Genomic DNA, 12,778 nt, shown 5'->3' on the forward strand with positions numbered 1-12,778 from the left:
AATGTCGCACTACGATGATGGGCAAAGAGGAGCACATTATGCCGACCAAATACCTGCACACCATGGTTCGCGTGAAGGACCTGGAAAAGAGCATGGCATTCTACGAATTGCTGGGCCTGAAAGAGACCCGCCGCATCGACAGCGAAGGCGGGCGGTTCAGCCTGATCTTCATGGCGCCTCCGGGCCAGGAGGATTGCCCGGTCGAGCTGACCTACAACTGGGACGGCGATGACGAGCTGCCTTCGGACAGCCGCCATTTCGGCCATCTGGCCTATGCCGTCGACAACATCTACGAGATGTGCCAGCACCTTGCCGACAACGGCGTGACGATCAACCGGCCGCCGCGCGACGGGCGCATGGCCTTCGTGCGCTCTCCCGACAACATCTCGGTCGAGCTGCTGCAGGATGGCGACGCGCTGGAGCCGGCCGAACCCTGGGCCAGCATGGACAACACCGGACACTGGTGAGCCGGCGCGCCGCATCTCCTGCGGCCCTGGCCGCAAAGGGGGCCGCCCGGCGGCCCCTGCCCCGCCGGGCCTGGTCCGGCGCCCTTGCCCCGCTGGTCGGGCTGGCCCTGGCGACCATGCCGCTGGCCCGCCCCCTGTCCGCCGCCGAATGCCGGCTGGCCCTGGTGCTGGCGATGGATGTGTCCTCGTCGGTCGATGCCGCCGAAGACGCCTTGCAGCGCGGCGGGCTGGCCTCGGCCCTGCTGGCGCCCGAGGTCGAGGCCGCGCTCTTTGCCGGTGACCTGCCCGTGGCCCTGGCGGCCTTCGAATGGAGCGGGCGCTACAACCACGAGATCCTGGTCGACTGGACCCTGATCGACAGCCCCGAGACGCTGCAGGGCGTCGCGCGCAGCATCGGCAGTTCGACCCGCAGCCACGACGAGTTTCCCACCGCCATCGGCTATGCCCTGGGCTTTGCTGCCGGGCTGCTCGATCGCGGGCCGGCCTGCCTGCATCAGACCGTCGACCTGGCCGGCGACGGCGAGAACAACGAGGGGTTTGCCCCTTCGCGCGCCTATGCCAATTTCGCCTTTGCCGACGTCGTCGTGAACGGGCTGGCCATCGACGTGGCCGGCACCGAGGCCGAGATCAGCCTGGCCAATTACTACCGCAACGAGGTCATCCGCGGGCCCGGGGCCTTTGTCGAGGTCGCCCGGGGCTTCGAGGATTACGAACGGGCCATGCGCCGCAAGCTGGAGCGTGAATTGCGCCCCCGGGTGATCGGCCGGGCGCCCGAGCCGTCCGGCCCGGGGCATCCCGGGTGAGCGGGCGACCGCGCCGGGCGCTGGCCGCGCTGATGTTTTGCGCCGGGCTGGCAGGCACGGGCAGCGCAGCAGGGGCCGCCGAGTGCCGGCAGGCGCTGGCCCTGGCGCTGGATGTCTCGGGCTCGGTCGACAGCCGCGAATACCGCATGCAGCTGGACGGGCTGGCCGCCGCGCTGAACCATGCCGAGGTACGCGCGGCGCTGCTGGCGCTGCCGGCCGCGCCGGTCGACCTGGCCATCTATGAATGGAGCGCGCCCGAATACCAGCGCCCGCTGGTGCCCTGGACCACGATCAGCGATGCCGCCGCGCTGGACCGGGTCATCGCCGCGCTGGCCGGCACCGACCGCCGGGCCGCCCCGCCCGGCACGGCCATCGGCTCGGCGTTGGTATCGGGAGCCGCATTGCTGCAGGAGCGTGCCCATTGCTGGAAGCGCACGCTGGATGTGTCGGGTGATGGCCAGCACAACATGGGGCCCGATCCCCGTGACCTGCGCCCCGCGCTGGCCGCCACGGGCATCACCGTCAACGCGCTGGTCATCGGGTCCGGCACCGCCGGCCGAGGTGGGGTCGATCAGGGCGGTGCCGATCAGGGCATGGGCGTGCAGTCCGACGCAGGGCAAGGCGCGGGCGGACAGGGCAAGACCGGGCGAGGCCCAGGCCAACACAACGGATTCGGCCCAGGCGCGGGCGGACAGGGTGGCACCAATCAGGGCGCAGGCGGACTGGGTGGTTCCAATCAAAGCGCGGGCGGACAGGGTCGCACCAATCAGGGCGCAGGCGGACAGGGTGGCACCAATCAAGGCACAGGCAAACAGGGTGACCCCGGTCGAGGCATAGTCGGACAAAACGGAGCCGGTCAGGGCATGGGCCAACAGGACGGGTCCGGTCAGCGCCTGGCCGGACCCGGCGGGACCGCAAGCGGCACACCCGGGCAAGGCGGAACCGCAAGCGGCGCGCTCGGGCAAGGCATGGCAAGCGGCGGCAGGATCGGACAGGACAACGCCCGCCTCGACGATACCGCCGGGCTGGCTTCGTATTTCCGCGCTTTCGTGATCCTGGGGCCCGGCGCCTTTGTCGAGACCGCCCTGGGCTTTGCCGATTACGAGGACGCCATGGTGCGCAAGCTGCTGCGCGAACTCGAAGGCGTCTCGGTGGCCTTGGCGACGCCGGTCCGTTCTGGCACCGGCGATTGAGGCCGTTAGTAGATATACCGGATCTGATCGGTCCAATACCGCTCGACCCGCCGTAGCGCGCCGGTGATCTCTTCGATACCACCTGCGTCTATTACGCCTTTTTCCTGCAGCCCTTCAGCGTGCCGGGTAAAAAGCTGATCGACGATGTCGCGAATTTCGCGACCACGTGGCGTCAGGCGGACGCGCACTGAGCGCCGGTCGATCTCGCAGCGTTGATGATGCATATAGCCCATCTCCACCAGCTTCTTCAGGTTGTAGCTCACATTGCTACCCTGGTAATAGCCGCGGCTCTTCAGCTCGCCGGCTGTAACTTCGTTATCCCCTATGTTGAAGAGGAGAAGCGCCTGGACCGCATTGATCTCCAGGACACCGACCCGTTCGAATTCATCCTTGATGACGTCCAGGAGAAGGCGGTGCAGGCGCTCGACCAAGGCCAACGCCTCAAGATACCCGGCCATGAATCCGGCCCGTCCCGAAGGCGCCAGGGGCTTGTCCATACGCATGTGTCACTCCGACTCAAACTGCTCGGACCGAAAGTGGCAACAAAACCCCAAGAATCGGTTAAACTGAAAAAACCGATCTATTTCTGGTAGGTTCCGGCAATGTCCTCGATCAATGCCGCAAGATGACCTTCGGCCGGGCGCTGTCCCGTGACCCAAGCATAGAGGTCCTGATCGTTTTCGCCAAGAAGTTGATCGAAAAGATCAAGCTCGCCTTCACTCATCGCATCGAGATGGCTGTCGGCATAGGCCGTCAGGATCAGGTCCATCTCGCGGATGCCGCGGCGCATCGACCGCATTTTCAGGCGTTTCACGCGAATTTCGCGGGGTTCCGTCATGGTTCAGCTTTCCTGCAACGCGGCGCGCAGCCGCTTTTCCAGCCGCGCCGCCCGGTCGGCGGATTGCCGCAGCTGACCGCGCAACTGGCGCAACTCGCCGAGGATTTCAACCATGTCGCCGTCCAGCGCATCGGGCGCGTCGGGCGCATCGGGGCCGTCTCCCTCGCCGGTCAGCAGCCAGATGATCGACACGTTCAGCAGCCCGCTCATCATCTGCAGCTTGTTGGCCCGCGGGTCCGACCGGTCTTCCTCCCAGGCCAGGATGGTGCCTTTCTTGACCCCCAGCCGGCGGGCCAGCTGGGCCTGGGTCATGCCGGCCTGCTCGCGCGCGCCGGCCATGCGGTCGCCGAAGGTGGCCGCGTCGGGGCCGTACCAATCGTCGTCCAGCGCCTCGTTTTCCGCGATACCCTCGCCGATATCCTCGTCCCGGATCTCGTCGTCCATCCTAGCCCTCCGCCCGGCTTTCGCCGCTTGATCGCCTCTGGTGCGAACCCTATGACAGTTCGGACATACATTCAAACCGAGGCCCCCCGATGTCCTTTCTCTCAGCGACGCTCGACCGTGTGAAACCGTCTCCGACCGTGGCGGTGACGACCATGGCCGCCGAATTGCGCGCCGCCGGGCATGATGTCATCGGCCTGGGCGCGGGCGAGCCGGATTTCGACACGCCGCAGAACATCAAGGACGCGGCGATTGCCGCGATCCACGCCGGGCGCACGAAATACACCGCGCCCGACGGCATCATCGAGCTGAAACAGGCGATCTGCGCCAAGTTCGAGCGCGAGAACGGGCTGAGCTACAAGCCCGCGCAGATCAGCGTGTCGACGGGTGGCAAGCAGGTGCTCTACAACGCGCTGATGGCCACGCTGAACCCCGGCGACGAGGTGGTCATCCCGGCGCCCTACTGGGTCAGCTATCCCGACATGGTGCGCCTGGCCGGGGGCGAGCCGGTGATCGTGGAATGCGGCATCGAGGCCGGCTTTCGCATGACGCCCGAGCAGCTCGAGGCGGCGATCACGCCAAAGACCAAGTGGCTGATCTTCAACTCGCCGTCGAACCCGACGGGCGCGGGATATACGCGCGACCAGCTGCGGGCGCTGACCGATGTGCTGATGCGCCATCCCCATGTCTGGGTGATGAGCGACGACATGTACGAACACCTTGTTTACGACGGGTTCGAATTCGCCAGCCCGGCCCAGCTGGAGCCGGGGCTCTACGAACGCACGCTGACGGTCAACGGCGTGTCCAAGGCCTATGCCATGACCGGCTGGCGGATCGGCTATGCCGGCGGACCGGAAAAGCTGATCGCGGCGATGCGCAAGATCCAGTCGCAATCGACGACCAACCCCTGTTCGATCTCGCAATGGGCGGCGGTCGAGGCGCTGAACGGGCCGCAGGATTTCATCGGGCCGAACAATGACCTGTTCAAGCGCCGGCGCGACCTGGTGGTGGCCCGGCTGAATGCCATCGACGGCATGACCTGCCCGGTGCCCGACGGGGCGTTTTACGTCTATCCCTCGATCGCCGGGCTGATCGGGCGGACAACGGCGGCGGGCACGCGGATCGACGATGACGAGACCTTTGCCAAGGCGCTGCTGGAAGAGGCCAAGGTGGCCGTGGTCTTTGGCGCGGCCTTCGGGTTGTCGCCCAATTTCCGCATCAGCTATGCGACGTCGGACGCGGCGCTGGAAGAGGCCTGCGACCGGATCGCCCGGTTCTGCGCGGACCTGAAGCCATGAGCACAGAGCTGCCCGAGTTCTACTTCCGGGTGCGCGACAACGGGGCCTTTGTCTTTCGCGTGGATACCGAGAACCGCCACCGGCGGATCGAGATGGACCAGATCGCGGTGGTCAATATCCGCAACGGCGAGATCAAGCCTCATGGCGACCGCGGGCTGAGCCCGGACGAGATCGAGACGATCAAGGGCTGGATGGCCGAGCGCACGGCGCTGCTGGCCCGGCGTGACATCGACGACATCCACCGGGCGGTGGATTACCTCAACACGACGACGCACTGGGCGCAGACCAAGGCCAGCGACGCCCAGCTCGAAGAGGTGACCGATGCGCTGCTGCTGGCCATGCACGACCTGCGCAGCGTGCTGGTGCGCAAGAAGTCCGACCGGATCCTGAAGCGCGACGCCTCGGGCGGCTGATCCCGCCCCCCGGACGATCCCGTAGGATGGGTGCGAGCACCCATCCTACCACAACCGCGCGGGCGGTCAGGCCGCGGCCCTTGCCTCCAGCCGGTGCACGGCCCGGCCCCAGAAGCGCCACAGCAGCAGCACCCCGGCCGAGGCCAGCCCCAGCACCAGGCCCAGCCAGATGCCCACCCCGCCCATGCCGGCCTTGAACCCCAGCAGGTAGGACGCCGGCATGCCGACGCACCAATAGCTCAGCCCGGCCATGACCATGGGCACGGTCGTGTCATGCAGCCCGCGCAACAGGCCCAGCGTGACGACCTGGGCCCCGTCCATCAGCTGGAACAGGGCGGCAATGACCAGAAGCCCGACGCCGATGGCCAGGATCTGTGGCCGGTGCGGGTTGTCGGGTTCGAGGAACAGGCTGATCAGCGGCTCGGGCGCGGCCAGGAAGACCACCATCGTGGCCAGCGACACGCCCAGCGACAGGATCAGCGAGGCCGCCGCCCCCCGGCGCAGGCCCAGCGGATCGCCCCGGCCCTGGGCCCGGCCGGCCCGCACCGTGGCCGCATTGGCCAGGCCCAGGTGCAGCATGAACGTGGCCGAGGCCAGCTGGATGGCGATGCCATGGGCGGCCAGGGGCACCGTGCCCAGCCAGCCCATCAGCATGGCCGAACCGGCAAAGAGGCTGACCTCCGACAGGGTGGTGATGCCGATCGGCCCGCCCATCCGCAGCACCTTGCCGAACATCTCCCAATCGGCCCGCCAGAAGCGCACGAAGAGCTGATGCTGGGGCTGGGCGATGACGGCATAAGCCACGGCCCCGACCAGGGCGGTGGAATGGGTCAGGATCGACGAGATCGCCGCGCCCACGGCGCCCAGCTCGGGCAGGCCGGCATGGCCGAAGATCAGCAGGTAGTTGCCCAGCCCGTTCATCGCCGCCGAGGCCACGGTCACCCAGAGCACGACCCGGGTGCGCTCCAGCGCGGCGAGGTAGGATTTCAGGACCATGACCAGCAGGGCCGGCACGATGCCCCAGCCTGCCACACGCAGGTAATCGGCGGCCAGGGCGGCCACGGCCTCGGTCTGGCCGAGCAGCAGCAGGATGTCTTCGGACCACCAGAACATCGGCATCGACAGGGCGGAATAGATCAGCGACAGCCAGAGCCCCATGCGCGTGGCCCGGCGCACGCCGGTTTCGTCATCCTGGGCGGCATAGGTCGCAACCATGGGCATGACGGCCCAGGCAAAGCCCGCGCCGAAGAGGAAGAGCACGACGAAATAGCTGCTGGCCAGGGTCACGGCGGCCAGGGCTTCGATCGAGTACCAGCCCAGCATGACCGTGTCGGTCAGCCCGATGGCAAACTGCGCCAGGTGCCCGCCGATCAGCGGCAGGCCAAGCACGAGCGTGGCGCGCATGTGCTGGAGAAGGGTCATGGGTGCGGTCATGGACCGGCCTTATGGCGCGCATCGGTCCGTGGCAAGGCCCCGGCGCCCTGACCCGGGATCAGCACGGGGGCGGCATGTGTCGGGTATGGATATTTTCAAAGAGAAAGAAGCAGCAGGTCGGCGCCTGGCGAGGACAGCGCGCAGCCCGTGGCAGGTTGACGTTTGGGCACGGGCGCGCTGGCGCCGGGCGGAGGGACGGTGATGCGGGACAGGACGCGGGGTTGATGCAGGGCGGGAAACGGCGAGAATGGGATAAGCGGAGGGAGAGAGGACATGCAGACACGGATGTGCCGGCTGAACGGCGAGGCGTTTCACCTGTGGACCTGGGGCGATCCCGGCCTGCCGCCGCTGCTGATGCTGCATGGCTTTCCCGAATACGGCGGGGCCTGGGCCGACCTGGCAACGCGGCTGGCCGACCGGTTCCATTGCGTGGCACCCGACCAGCGGGGTTATGGCCGCAGCTGGTCGCCCGAGGGCGTGGCCCATTACCGGGGGTCCGAGCTGGTGGCCGACATGGCCGCGCTGGCCGATCAGCTGGGCGCGCCGCTGGCCGTGCTGGGCCATGACTGGGGCGCGGCCGTGGCCTATGGGCTGGCCATGCGCCATCCCGACAAGGTCTCGCGGCTGATCATTGCCAATGGCGTGCACCCGGTGCCCTTCCAGCGCGAACTGGCCCGGGGCGGGGCCCAGTCGGAGGCCTCGCAATATATCGACGCCCTGCGCCGGCCGGGGTCTGAGGATCGCCTGGCGGCCAATGATTACGAGAAGCTGCTTGTGCTGTTCTCGGCCCACATGGACCTGGGCTGGATGGATGACACGCGCCGGGCCGGTTACCTGGCCGCCTGGTCGCAGGGCGGCGGCCGGCTGGGCCGCATGATCGACTGGTACCGGGCCTCGCCCCTCAGGGTCGCCCGGCCGGGTGAACCGCTGGACGACCTGCCCGCCCTGCCCGTCGACCGGATGCGCATCCAGTGCCCGCACCTGCTGATCTGGGGCCTCGGCGACACGGCCCTGTTGCCGGTCTCGACCGAGGGGCTGGAAGAGCTCTGCACCGATCTGACCCGGGTCGAGCTGGCCGAGGCCGATCACTGGCTGTGCCACCAGCAGCCCGGGCAGGTGGCCGGGCTGATCCGCGACTGGATGGCGCAGAAGGCCTGACGGGCAGCGGCGATTCCGGGTTTGTTCATGGTTTTGCGCGAAGCTCGGCCCAATTGATCCGCCGTTCTGCGAAAGCCCTGCCCGTGCCGACATTCCCGCTGCGCCTGCTGCCCATCGACAACCTGCTGTCCGATCCCCTGGCCGACCCGCCCCCGGGAGCTGCGCCCGGGCCGACCCTGTTGCGAATCGCGCCCCAGGCCCGGCTGCACGATATCCGCGTGACCGCCGGGGCCGGGCCGGGTGACTGGACCGCCGGCGTGCTGGCCGGTGACGTGATGCGGGACGAGGCCGTGCGCTGGCGCGCCGGGTCGCTGGTGCGCCGCGATCACTGGCTGGAAATGATCGCCCCCGATGGCGCCTGCAGGCCGGTGCGCCTGCTCAGCATCGGCGGAGCGGTGGCCGGGCTGGCCCTGAACGGCGGGTTGCCCGGGCCGGGCACGCGGTTGCGCCGGTTGCCGGCCGGGCGCCCCCCGGCGCCGGCCCCCGACGCGCCAGACGCGCCGCAACCGGGGCGGCCCGCCATCGGCTGCCTGCCCGAGACCTCCATTGCCACGGCCACCGGCGACCGCCCCGTTGCGGCGCTGGTGCCCGGTGACATGGTGTTGACCCGCGACGCCGGGTTCCAGCCCCTGCGCCACATGCTGCACCAGGTGCTGTCGCCCGAGGACCTGGCCATACTGCCGGGCCTTCTGCCGATCCGCATCGCGCCGGGCGCGCTTGGCACGGTCAGCCCGCGGCGGGTCCTGCGCCTGGCCCCACACCAGCGGGTGATGCTGCGCGCCCGGCCGGCCATCCGGCTGTTTGGCCGGGCCGAGGTCCTTGTCGCCGCGCGCCAGCTCGACGCCCTGCCCGGCGTCACCGTCGAAGACCCGCCCGGGGAACCGCTGTGTTACTTTCAGCCGATCTTTGAGGCGGCCCAGGTCATCTATTGCAACGGCGCCCCGGCCCTGGCCCCGATGGCCGTCGGTGCCGCCCCGCCGGCGCCGGCCCCGGCTAGGGATCCCGCCGACGAACACGTCCCGCGCAGCCGAAGCCGCCCGTCCGGCACCGGCTGATCCGCCCTTTTGCCGCACCCCCGCTGCCCGTTTCCTGGCCCGTCGCGTTTCCGCCGGGGCCGGGTCGGACAATCGCTCTTCCCCCTCCCTGCGGCTCCTGCAATAATCGCCGTCAATCCAAAGAACACGAGCAGCGGCCATGAACGACCTCCTCTCCGGGGCCTCCTCCGAATACGACGCCTCTTCCATCGAAGTCCTCGAAGGGCTCGAACCCGTGCGCAAGCGCCCCGGCATGTATATCGGCGGCACCGACGAACGGGCGCTGCACCACATGGCTGCCGAGATCCTGGACAACTCGATGGACGAGGCCGTCGCCGGCCATGCCAACCGCATCGAGATCGAGCTGATGGCCGATTACGCCCTGTCGGTCCGCGACAACGGCCGTGGCATCCCCATCGATCCGCATCCGAAATTCCCCGGCAAATCCGCGCTTGAGGTCATCCTGTGCACCCTGCATGCCGGCGGCAAGTTCGGCGGCGACGCCTATGAGACATCGGGCGGCCTGCACGGTGTCGGCGCCTCGGTGGTCAATGCGCTGTCCGATTCCATGGTCGTCCAGGTCGCCCGCGACAAGCAGCTGTTCGAACAGCGGTTTTCCCGCGGCAAGCCACTGGGCCCGGTCGAAAAGATCGGCGCCGCGCCCAACCGCCGTGGCACCACGACGATCTTCCACGCCGACGAAGAGATCTTTGGCCACCACCGGTTCAAGCCGGCGCGGCTGTTCAAGTCGATCCGCTCCAAGGCCTATCTCTTTTCAGGCGTCGAGATCCGCTGGAAATCGGCCATCGACGATGGCGAGACCCCGACCGAGGCCACCTTCCATTTCCCCGGCGGCCTGGCCGATTACCTGGGCGAGACCCTGAACGGCGCCACGACCTATTCCGAACGGCCGTTCTCCGGCACCGTGGATTTCCGCGAAAAGTTCAACACGCCGGGCAAGGTCGAATGGGCGATCAACTGGACGCCCTCGCGCGACGGGTTCATCCAATCCTACTGCAACACCGTACCCACGCCCGAAGGCGGCACCCACGAAGCCGGTTTCTGGGCCGCGATCCTCAAGGGCATCCGCGCCTATGGCGAGCTGGCCAACCAGAAGAAGGCCGCCCAGATCACCCGCGACGACCTGGCCACGGGGGGCTGCGCGCTGGTGTCCTGTTTCATCCGCGAGCCGGAATTCGTCGGTCAGACCAAGGATCGCCTGGCCACGGTCGAGGCGCAGCGGCTGGTCGAAAACGCCGTGCGCGACCATTTCGACAACTGGCTGGCCGCCGATACCAAGTCGGCGGGCGCGATCCTCGACTTCCTGATCCTGCGCGCCGAGGAACGGCTGCGCCGCAAGCAGGAAAAGGAAACCGCCCGGAAAAGCGCGACCAAGCGGCTGCGCCTGCCCGGCAAGCTGGTCGATTGTTCGAATTCCGCCCGCGACGGGACCGAGCTCTTCCTTGTCGAGGGCGACAGCGCCGGCGGCTCGGCCAAGATGGCCCGCAACCGCAAGACCCAGGCGCTGCTGCCGCTGCGCGGCAAGATCCTGAACGTACTCGGCGCGGCGTCGTCCAAGCTTAGCTCGAACGCCGAGATTTCCGATCTGTCCCAGGCGCTTGGCGTGTCTCTGGGCACGCGGTTCAACGTCGATGACCTGCGCTATGACAAGGTCATCATCATGACCGACGCCGATGTCGACGGGGCGCATATCGCCTCGCTGCTGATGACCTTCTTCTTCACCCAGATGCGCCCGATGATCGACCATGGCCACCTGTACCTGGCCTGCCCGCCGCTGTTCCGGCTGACCCAGGGCGCCAAGCGGGTCTATTGCATCGACGAGGCCGAGCGCGACGAATGGCTGGCCAAGGGGCTGGGCGGCAAGGGCAAGATCGACGTCTCGCGGTTCAAGGGCCTGGGCGAGATGGATGCCAAGGACCTCAAGGAAACCACGATGGACCCGGCCTCGCGCAAGCTGATCCGGGTGACGATCGACGAGGACGAACCCGGCGAGACGGGCGACCTGGTGGAACGGCTGATGGGCAAGAAGCCCGAGTTGCGGTTCCAGTACATCCAGGAAAACGCGCGTTTCGTTGAAGAGCTGGATGTGTGATTTCCCGTAGGATGGGTGCAAGCACCCATCCTACCCGCGCAAGGGGCTCATCGTGTACCGATGCCGCACGAAAATCATGTTGGACCAGATGTCCAACCCCGCTTCGTGCCGGAAAATGGCGTCCCGCGCTGTCGCCACATCGCCACATCGCCACATCGCCACATCGCCACATCGCCACATCGCCACATCGCCACATCGCCACATCGCCACATCGCCACATCGCCACATCGCCACATCGCCACATCGCCACATCGCCACATCGCCACATCGCCACATCGATGAAACGGCGGCAAACGCGCCCTTGCAAGCCCTTGAAAACACGACATCCGGTTCCGCCCGGAATGTAGAAGATCCGGCCTTGCACCCGGCGTGCCGCAGGGTCACCCTGCCCCGGACCACAATCGTCAAAGGTGCTTCATGATCCGCTTGCCCGCCCTCGTCCTCTGCCTGGCCGTCGCACTGCCCGCCGCAGCCCAGCAAACCACTCCGACCGAGCCCAACGCCGTGCCCGACACCGCAACCGAGACGGCCCCCGATCCCCGCGCCAACCCGATCATCCAGCAGATGCAAATCTTCGTCGACGCCTACAATTCCGCCGACGCCACGGCCATCGCCGCGCTCTACACCCCGGATGCCGCGCTGCTGCCGCCGCAATCCGCGCCACTGGTCGGCCCCGAGGCCATCGCCGCCCATTATGCCGCCGCCTTCGAAAACGGCGCGTCCAACCTGCGGGCCGAAGTCCAGGAAATCCGCCAGCATGGCGACACGGCGGCCGTGGAGATCGGTGAAACCCTTGTCGACCTCGGCGACCGCACCATCCGCGGCCGTTACATCCACGTCTGGCAACTCACGCCCGACACCGGTTGGCAGCTATCGCGCGATTTCTACCATGTCCTGGCCGTCGGCACGCCCGAATAGCCCACCACCAAAAAGGGCGGCGCCCACCGGACCCGCCCCTCTTGCTCAACGATGGTCGCGGCTTACTTGTAGCCGAAGGCCGAATTGGGCACTGCGCCCTTTTGTCCCGACGGGGTCGTCCACTCCATTTCCAGGCAGGAGGTCGACAGCCGCTGGAACCACAGGCCCGTCAGCTGGTACCAGCCCGCCTGCGGTACGGTCACCTTCTTGTTGCCCGTCGAGGAACACGGGGTGCGGTCGGTTTCATAGCCCACACGCTGCCCGCCGATCCGCATGTCGAGCCCGTCATTGGTGTAGAATTTCAGCGAATAGACCCCGGCCTCGTCGAACCGGATATAGCCGTTGATCGCCGCCGCCACGGATGTCTTTTGCTTGGACGTCAGCGCATTGGCCAGCGCACCGCGGTCGGGATAGGTCAGACCGGTCAGCGGCGTGCCCCGTTCCGGCGCCGAGGCCAGCGCGTTCTTGGCCTGGGCCAGCGTCTTGATGTCGACCGGGTAGGCATAGGTCACCCCCAGCCCCTGTTTGAGCCCGGACGGCTGCGGATTGGCCGGGGTCAGCGTGACCTGGGCCATGGCGCTTGTCACCATCACACCAAGCGCCGCGACCGCGCCGAGCAGCGTCTTCTTCATCTTCAATCCCCCTTCGGACAGACGGGCCGCCATTGG

The 12,778-nt window shown here is 67.6% G+C and carries 14 protein-coding genes; 9 read left to right on the forward strand and 5 right to left on the reverse strand.

What is annotated here, in order from left to right; translation table 11 throughout:
• Window positions 1–38 precede the first annotated feature (38 nt).
• From ACK3BB_RS17970 to ACK3BB_RS17980, 3 genes are all read left to right on the forward strand, one after another.
• The gene (locus tag ACK3BB_RS17970) at window positions 39–467 is read left to right on the forward strand and encodes a VOC family protein (RefSeq protein WP_428926013.1); all 429 of its coding nucleotides are present in this window, start codon (window positions 39–41) and stop codon (window positions 465–467) included.
• Window positions 468–583: 116 nt separating this feature from the next.
• On the forward strand, window positions 584–1,270 hold the full coding sequence (locus tag ACK3BB_RS17975; RefSeq protein ID WP_428928763.1) for a DUF1194 domain-containing protein: 687 nt from the start codon (window positions 584–586) through the stop codon (window positions 1,268–1,270).
• Window positions 1,267–2,463 carry a DUF1194 domain-containing protein gene (locus ACK3BB_RS17980; RefSeq protein ID WP_428926014.1) on the forward strand — a complete coding sequence of 399 codons (1,197 nt, stop codon included), beginning with the start codon at window positions 1,267–1,269 and terminating at the stop codon, window positions 2,461–2,463. Before ACK3BB_RS17975 ends, ACK3BB_RS17980 begins: the two co-directional genes overlap by 4 nt.
• A 5-nt stretch (window positions 2,464–2,468) precedes the next feature.
• Here the strand turns inward: ACK3BB_RS17980 and ACK3BB_RS17985 are convergent, their stop codons facing one another.
• From ACK3BB_RS17985 to ACK3BB_RS17995, 3 genes are all read right to left on the reverse strand, one after another.
• Window positions 2,469–2,960 carry a MarR family winged helix-turn-helix transcriptional regulator gene (locus ACK3BB_RS17985; RefSeq protein WP_428928764.1) on the reverse strand — a complete coding sequence of 164 codons (492 nt, stop codon included), beginning with the start codon at window positions 2,958–2,960 and terminating at the stop codon, window positions 2,469–2,471.
• Window positions 2,961–3,043: 83 nt separating this feature from the next.
• Window positions 3,044–3,301 (reverse strand): succinate dehydrogenase assembly factor 2, encoded by a 258-nt coding sequence (locus ACK3BB_RS17990; protein ID WP_428926015.1) that lies wholly within the window; start codon window positions 3,299–3,301, stop codon window positions 3,044–3,046.
• A 3-nt stretch (window positions 3,302–3,304) separates the two neighbouring features.
• Complete coding sequence (locus ACK3BB_RS17995) at window positions 3,305–3,745, reverse strand: helix-turn-helix domain-containing protein (RefSeq protein ID WP_428926016.1); 441 nt, start codon at window positions 3,743–3,745, stop codon at window positions 3,305–3,307.
• Between the two features lie 89 nt (window positions 3,746–3,834).
• Here ACK3BB_RS17995 and ACK3BB_RS18000 point away from each other — a divergent pair, with 89 nt between their 5' ends.
• The gene (locus tag ACK3BB_RS18000) at window positions 3,835–5,040 is read left to right on the forward strand and encodes a pyridoxal phosphate-dependent aminotransferase (protein WP_428926017.1); all 1,206 of its coding nucleotides are present in this window, start codon (window positions 3,835–3,837) and stop codon (window positions 5,038–5,040) included.
• A complete protein-coding gene (locus ACK3BB_RS18005) occupies window positions 5,037–5,453 on the forward strand; it encodes a hypothetical protein (RefSeq protein WP_428926018.1) in 417 nt (138 codons plus the stop codon). Before ACK3BB_RS18000 ends, ACK3BB_RS18005 begins: the two co-directional genes overlap by 4 nt.
• Window positions 5,454–5,519: 66 nt before the next feature.
• On the opposite strand, the gene ACK3BB_RS18010 is transcribed toward ACK3BB_RS18005, so the two are convergent.
• Window positions 5,520–6,875, reverse strand: a complete 1,356-nt coding sequence (locus tag ACK3BB_RS18010) for an MATE family efflux transporter (protein ID WP_428926019.1) — start codon at window positions 6,873–6,875, stop codon at window positions 5,520–5,522.
• Window positions 6,876–7,160: 285 nt separating this feature from the next.
• Here ACK3BB_RS18010 and ACK3BB_RS18015 point away from each other — a divergent pair, with 285 nt between their 5' ends.
• From ACK3BB_RS18015 to ACK3BB_RS18030, 4 genes are all read left to right on the forward strand, one after another.
• Window positions 7,161–8,045, forward strand: coding sequence for an alpha/beta fold hydrolase (locus tag ACK3BB_RS18015; RefSeq protein WP_428926020.1), 885 nt, complete (start codon window positions 7,161–7,163; stop codon window positions 8,043–8,045).
• 83 nt (window positions 8,046–8,128) lie between these two features.
• Window positions 8,129–9,100, forward strand: a complete 972-nt coding sequence (locus ACK3BB_RS18020) for a Hint domain-containing protein (protein WP_428926021.1) — start codon at window positions 8,129–8,131, stop codon at window positions 9,098–9,100.
• 139 nt (window positions 9,101–9,239) lie between these two features.
• Window positions 9,240–11,192, forward strand: coding sequence for a DNA topoisomerase IV subunit B (gene parE, locus ACK3BB_RS18025; RefSeq protein WP_428926022.1), 1,953 nt, complete (start codon window positions 9,240–9,242; stop codon window positions 11,190–11,192).
• A gap of 417 nt (window positions 11,193–11,609) precedes the next feature.
• Window positions 11,610–12,110, forward strand: a complete 501-nt coding sequence (locus ACK3BB_RS18030) for an SgcJ/EcaC family oxidoreductase (RefSeq protein WP_428926023.1) — start codon at window positions 11,610–11,612, stop codon at window positions 12,108–12,110.
• Between the two features lie 62 nt (window positions 12,111–12,172).
• Here ACK3BB_RS18030 and ACK3BB_RS18035 read toward each other — a convergent pair whose 3' ends face one another.
• Window positions 12,173–12,742, reverse strand: coding sequence for a PA14 domain-containing protein (locus tag ACK3BB_RS18035; protein ID WP_428926024.1), 570 nt, complete (start codon window positions 12,740–12,742; stop codon window positions 12,173–12,175).
• Window positions 12,743–12,778: the final 36 nt, after the last annotated feature.

It is taken from the genome of Marinibacterium sp. SX1, assembly GCF_050389775.1.
Lineage (GTDB): Bacteria > Pseudomonadota > Alphaproteobacteria > Rhodobacterales > Rhodobacteraceae > Marinibacterium.

What these genes read in the sequence shown, in the direction of transcription:
- ACK3BB_RS17985 (WP_428928764.1), bottom strand. Translation starts at nt 2,960, where the DNA reads ATGGACAAGCCCCTGGCGCCTTCGGGACGGGCCGGATTCATGGCCGGG.
- ACK3BB_RS18035 (WP_428926024.1), bottom strand. Translation starts at nt 12,742, where the DNA reads ATGAAGAAGACGCTGCTCGGCGCGGTCGCGGCGCTTGGTGTGATGGTG.
- ACK3BB_RS17995 (WP_428926016.1), bottom strand. Translation starts at nt 3,745, where the DNA reads ATGGACGACGAGATCCGGGACGAGGATATCGGCGAGGGTATCGCGGAA.
- ACK3BB_RS17975 (WP_428928763.1), top strand. Translation starts at nt 584, where the DNA reads ATGCCGCTGGCCCGCCCCCTGTCCGCCGCCGAATGCCGGCTGGCCCTG.
- ACK3BB_RS18010 (WP_428926019.1), bottom strand. Translation starts at nt 6,875, where the DNA reads ATGACCCTTCTCCAGCACATGCGCGCCACGCTCGTGCTTGGCCTGCCG.
- ACK3BB_RS18030 (WP_428926023.1), top strand. Translation starts at nt 11,610, where the DNA reads ATGATCCGCTTGCCCGCCCTCGTCCTCTGCCTGGCCGTCGCACTGCCC.
- ACK3BB_RS17970 (WP_428926013.1), top strand. Translation starts at nt 39, where the DNA reads ATGCCGACCAAATACCTGCACACCATGGTTCGCGTGAAGGACCTGGAA.
- ACK3BB_RS18000 (WP_428926017.1), top strand. Translation starts at nt 3,835, where the DNA reads ATGTCCTTTCTCTCAGCGACGCTCGACCGTGTGAAACCGTCTCCGACC.
- ACK3BB_RS17990 (WP_428926015.1), bottom strand. Translation starts at nt 3,301, where the DNA reads ATGACGGAACCCCGCGAAATTCGCGTGAAACGCCTGAAAATGCGGTCG.
- parE (WP_428926022.1), top strand. Translation starts at nt 9,240, where the DNA reads ATGAACGACCTCCTCTCCGGGGCCTCCTCCGAATACGACGCCTCTTCC.
- ACK3BB_RS18005 (WP_428926018.1), top strand. Translation starts at nt 5,037, where the DNA reads ATGAGCACAGAGCTGCCCGAGTTCTACTTCCGGGTGCGCGACAACGGG.
- ACK3BB_RS18015 (WP_428926020.1), top strand. Translation starts at nt 7,161, where the DNA reads ATGCAGACACGGATGTGCCGGCTGAACGGCGAGGCGTTTCACCTGTGG.